The 4,739-nt window shown below is 74.7% G+C and carries 6 protein-coding genes; 3 read left to right on the forward strand and 3 right to left on the reverse strand.

The features are described from left to right. Positions 1-175: 175 nt before the first annotated feature. Both ABZ193_RS43250 and ABZ193_RS43255 read left to right on the forward strand, forming a co-directional pair. Positions 176-1,144, forward strand: a complete 969-nt coding sequence (locus ABZ193_RS43250; RefSeq protein WP_027936125.1) for a MoxR family ATPase — start codon at positions 176-178, stop codon at positions 1,142-1,144. Position 1,145: 1 nt separating this feature from the next. Next, positions 1,146-2,441 carry a DUF58 domain-containing protein gene (locus ABZ193_RS43255; protein ID WP_354714633.1) on the forward strand — a complete coding sequence of 432 codons (1,296 nt, stop codon included), beginning with the start codon at positions 1,146-1,148 and terminating at the stop codon, positions 2,439-2,441. A 254-nt stretch (positions 2,442-2,695) separates the two neighbouring features. Here ABZ193_RS43255 and ABZ193_RS43260 read toward each other — a convergent pair whose 3' ends face one another. Genes ABZ193_RS43260 through ABZ193_RS43270 form a run of 3 tightly spaced genes read right to left on the reverse strand, consistent with a single transcriptional unit; the run spans position 2,696 to position 4,234 of the window. Further along, entirely contained in the window at positions 2,696-2,995 is a 300-nt protein-coding gene (locus ABZ193_RS43260) for a hypothetical protein (protein WP_228684924.1), read from the reverse strand. Next, complete coding sequence (locus ABZ193_RS43265) at positions 2,970-3,182, reverse strand: ribbon-helix-helix protein, CopG family (RefSeq protein WP_157360654.1); 213 nt, start codon at positions 3,180-3,182, stop codon at positions 2,970-2,972. The genes ABZ193_RS43260 and ABZ193_RS43265 overlap by 26 nt, the downstream gene beginning before the upstream one ends. A 47-nt stretch (positions 3,183-3,229) precedes the next feature. Continuing rightward, positions 3,230-4,234: a stage II sporulation protein M gene (locus ABZ193_RS43270; protein WP_237337674.1), complete on the reverse strand. Its 1,005-nt coding sequence runs from the start codon at positions 4,232-4,234 to the stop codon at positions 3,230-3,232. A 22-nt stretch (positions 4,235-4,256) separates the two neighbouring features. Between ABZ193_RS43270 and ABZ193_RS43275 the strand changes: the two genes are divergently transcribed. Continuing rightward, positions 4,257-4,739 (forward strand): RDD family protein (locus tag ABZ193_RS43275; RefSeq protein WP_354714635.1); only part of this gene is annotated, 483 nt, incomplete at its 3' end.

Here is a 4,739-nt window from a genome sequence, read left to right on the forward strand (position 1 = left end):
CGCTGCTCGGCCTCGGCGCGGGCGCGGAACCGGCGGCCGTCGTCGCCGCGGTCGCGGCCCGCACCGGACGGCCCGCCGCGGCCGTCGGAGAGCTTCTGTACGGTCCGGCGCCGGGGGACGACGCCGGTCTGGTCCGCCTCGCCGACGAGCTGGACCGCATCGAGAGGGAGATCAGTTGACCAGCACGGACACCACTTCGGACGCCCGGAACGCGTTGGTCGCGTTGCGCGCCGAGGTCGGGAAGGCGGTGGTCGGCAACGACGCCGCGGTCACCGGGCTCATCATCGCGCTGCTGTGCCGCGGGCACGTGCTCGTCGAGGGCGTGCCGGGGGTGGCGAAGACGCTGCTGGTGCGGGCCCTGGCGACCGCGCTGGACCTGGACACCACGCGCATCCAGTTCACGCCCGACCTGATGCCCGGCGACGTCACCGGCTCGATCGTCTACGACTCGCGCTCGGCCGAGTTCTCCTTCCGCGAGGGGCCGGTGTTCACGAACCTGCTGCTCGCCGACGAGATCAACCGCACCCCGCCGAAGACCCAGTCCGCGCTGCTGGAGGCGATGGAGGAGCGGCAGGTGTCGGTCGACGGGCGGCCGCGTCCGCTGCCGGACCCGTTCACCGTCATCGCCACCCAGAACCCGGTGGAGTACGAGGGCACCTACCCGCTGCCGGAGGCGCAGCTGGACCGGTTCCTGCTCAAGCTCACCGTGCCGCTGCCGACGCGCGAGGACGAGATCGGCGTGCTGGCCAGGCACGCGCAGGGGTTCGACCCGCGTGACCTGTCCGCCGCCGGGGTGCGGCCGGTCGCGGGTGCGGAGCAGCTCGCCGTCGCGCGCGCCGCCGTCGCCGGGGTGACGGTCGGGCCTGAGGTGCTCGGCTACATCGTCGACCTGTGCCGGGCGACGCGCGCGATGCCGTCGGTGCGGATCGGCGTGTCCCCGCGTGGCGCCACGGCGCTGCTCGCCGCGACGCGGGCGTGGGCCTGGCTGTCCGGCCGCGGGTTCGCGACGCCGGACGACGTGAAAGCGCTTGCGCGGCCCGCGCTGCGGCACCGGCTGGACCTGCGGCCGGAGGCCGAGCTGGAGGGCGCGACCGCGGACGGCGTGATCGAGCGCGTGCTGGCCACCGTCCCCGTCCCGCGCTGACATGGCGATCACCGGCCGGGCCGGCCTGCTGGCGCTCGTGGGCATCGTCGTGGTGGCGCTCGGGGTGCCGTCGTGGACCGGTGTGCTCGCGGTGCTCGGCGTGATCGCGTTGCTGGTGGCCGTGGACCTGCTGCTCGCGGCGTCCGTGCGGCGGCTGGTGTTCGCGCGGTCCGGGGCGACGTCGGTGCGGCTCGGCGAGCCGGTCGAGGTGACGCTGTCGGTGACCAACCCCGGTTCCCGTGCGTTGCGTGGGTTGCTGCGGGACGCGTGGCCGCCGAGCGCGGGTGTGGAGCAGGACCGGTTCCGGATCGCGGTGCCGCCGGGGGAGCGGCGGTCGGTCGTGGTGCGGATGACGCCCGTTCGGCGCGGCGACCGGTCCTCGGTGCGGGTGACCGTGCGCGCGCTGGGACCGCTCGGGCTGGCCGGGCGGCAGGGTTCGCACCGGGTGCCGGGCAGTGTCCGGGTGCTGCCGCCGTTCCGCAGCCGCAGGCACCTGCCGTCGCGGCTGGCGCGGCTGCAGCAGCTCGACGGGCGGCAGGCGGCGCTGGTGCGCGGCGAGGGCACGGAGTTCGACTCGCTGCGGGAGTACGTGATCGGCGACGACGTGCGGTCGATCGACTGGCGCGCGTCGGCGCGGGCGGCGGACGTGATGGTGCGGACGTGGCGTCCCGAGCGGGACCGGCGGGTGCTGCTGGTGCTGGACACCGGGCGGACGTCGGCGGGCCGGGTCGGGGACGCGCCACGCCTCGACGCCGCGATGGACGCCGCGCTGTTGCTGGCGGTGCTGGCTTCGCGGGCGGGGGACCGGGTGGATTTCCTCGCCTACGACCGGCAGGTGCGGGCGGACGTGCGCGGGCTGGCTGCGGGGGAGTTGCTGCCGGGACTGGTGAACGCGATGGCGCCACTCGAAGCGAGCCTGGTGGAGACCGACGCGCGCGGCATGGTGGCCGAGGTGCTGCGCCGCGTCCGGCGGCGGTCGCTGGTGGTACTGCTGACCGGCCTGGACGCGGCGCCGCTGGAGGAGGGCCTGTTGCCGGTGCTGCCGTCCGTGGTGGGGCGGCACCAGTTGCTGGTGGCGGGCGTGGCGGACCCCCGGGTCGCGGCGATGGCCCGCGCCCGCGGCGACGCGGAAGCGGTCTACGAAGCGGCGGCCGCTGAACGGACGCTGGCGGAGCGTCGCCACGTGACTGGTTTGCTGGCGCAGCGCGGGGTCGAGGTGGTGGACGCGGTACCGGACGAGCTGGCTCCCGCGCTCGCGGACCGGTACCTGGCGCTGAAGGCCGCGGGCCGGTTGTAGGGCCGCACCCCCGCCGATCCCGCCTCGCGGCCGCCGGCCTCGCACCCGCACTCGCCGGCCTCGCGCCGGTAAACGCGGGACTCGCGTCCGCGAGCGCAGAAAGCGCCCCCGGGATCGCAGACCTCGCACGGCGCCGGCTTCGCGCCGGCGCCGGCGCCCACGGCCTCGCGCCCGCCGCATCGCGCTCGCCGTGAGTCCCACGCTCGCTCAGCCGCGCAAGTTCCACCGCCAGGCGCGCGAGCCGGCCGGCGACGTCAGTCGGTCGCGATCACCATGAACAGGCGCGTGCTCAGCCGCTGCATCAGCTCCTCCGGCACCTCGCCGAGCTGCCGCGTCAGCGACTCCTTCGGCACGTGGTCCAGCCACGTGTACCGCACCCAGCCGCCCGCTCCGGTGGCCACGCTGAGCGGCACGGCGTGCTCGATGACCTCCATCGTCACCACGTGCTCGTCGTCGATGTCGTTCAGCATGTTGCCCGAGAAGACCAGCACCCGCCGCGAGCCGCCGGACACCGCCCAGATCTGTCCTCTACGCGGCCGAAGAGCCACGGGCACGCCAGTCGTCCGCGGCGGCGCGCACCTGCTCGGGGTGCTCGGCGTTCCACCGCGCCTGCTGCTCGCACAGCTGCCGGTACGCCTCGCGCTCCACGGCAGCCCGAACCCACTCGCCCACGGACTGCCCCGCCGCCTCGGCGAGGGCCGTCACCTGCGCGTACGTGTCATCGGAAAGCTCCAGCCGCATGCCCATCACGATAGAGCCGGCCACCGACAATCCCGGGCAGCGGCGTGTCAACCGGCCTCGGGCAGCAGGTCACCGCGATGCCGGGAGTCCACGTCCCCGGTGACCCCGGCCCGGACGGCGCGCCGCCCCAGCACGAACACGTACACCAGGAACAGCACCTCGGCGGCCACTCCGATCGCGATCCGCGCCCACGTCGGCAGCCCGGACGGCGTCACGAACGCCTCGATCACGCCCGACACCAGCAGCACGCACGCCAGCCCCAGCGCCATCCCCGCCGCCGCCCGGCCTTCCTGCGCGAGCGCTGCCGCGCGGGACCGCCGGCCGGGGTTGATGACCGTCCACCCGAGACGGAGCCCGGTGCCCGCCGCGACGAACACCGCGGTCAGCTCCAGCAGCCCGTGCGGGGTGATCAGGCCGAAGAAGACGTCCAGCCGCCCGGCCGCCGCCATGAACCCGGCCGACAGGCCGACGTTGAGCACGTTCTGCCACAACGCGACCAGCACCGGAATCCCCAGCAGCACCCCGAAGAACAGGCAGGTCGCCGCGACCCAGGCGTTGTTCGTCCACACCTGCGCGGCGAACGAGGCGGCCGGGTTGCTGGAGTAGTAGGTCTCGAACTGCCCGCCCGGTTCGGTGAGCGCCCGGATGTCCTCCGGCGCGGCGATGCTCGCCTGCACCTGCGGGTCGCCCGCGATCCACGCCCCGATCAGCCCGCCCACGAGTACCGACACCAGCGCGGCGGGCAGCCACCACCGGACCGTCGTGTAGACCGCGGCCGGGAAGCGTTGCGCGAAGAACAGCCCGACCTCGCGCCAGGCCGGGTTGTGCGACCCGGTGACGGCCGAGCGGGCACGCGTGACCAGCGACGACAGCCAGGACAGCAGCGCCGGGTCCGGCGCCGACGACCGCACCACGGACAGGTGCGTCGCGGCCCGCTGGTACAGGGTGACCAGCTCGTCGGCCTCCGGACCGGTCAGCCTGCGGGTGGCCAGCAGCTGGTCCAGCCGGGCCCATTCGGCGCGGTGGGCCGCGACGAACAGGTCCACGTCCATGGGGGCAGATTACAGTGGGGCGGTGACAGGCGAACCCGATCTGGTGACCGGCGAGGCCGTCGTGCTGGAGCTGCCGATAGCGCAGGTCGCCAGCCGGGCCGCGGCGTTCGCGATCGACGTTGCGGTCCAGGCCGGGGCGCTCCTGCTGTTCATGCTGGCGCTCACCGTGTCCGGGGTGACCGACGAGGCGTTGCTGGCCGCGCTGGCGCTCAGTTTCTTCGTGCTGGTGCGGGTCGGGTACTCGGTGCTGTTCGAGACGCTCGGCCGGGGGATCACGCTCGGCAAGATGGCGATGGGGCTGCGCGTGGTGCGCGACGACGGCGGCCCGGTCCGCTTCCGGCAGGCCCTGACGCGGGCGCTGGCCGGCGCGATCGTCGACTTCGGACCGGTGCTGGCGTGGAGCGCGGTCGCGCCTGCGGTGGGTGACAGCGGCGCCGTCAGGGGGCTGTTCCGCACGAACAGTTGCGCCCCTGCCGCGTCGGGCAGGAACTTCGCCGCCGGGAAG

The organism is Amycolatopsis sp. NPDC006125 (assembly GCF_040614195.1).
Taxonomy (GTDB): domain Bacteria; phylum Actinomycetota; class Actinomycetes; order Mycobacteriales; family Pseudonocardiaceae; genus Amycolatopsis_E; species Amycolatopsis_E tucumanensis.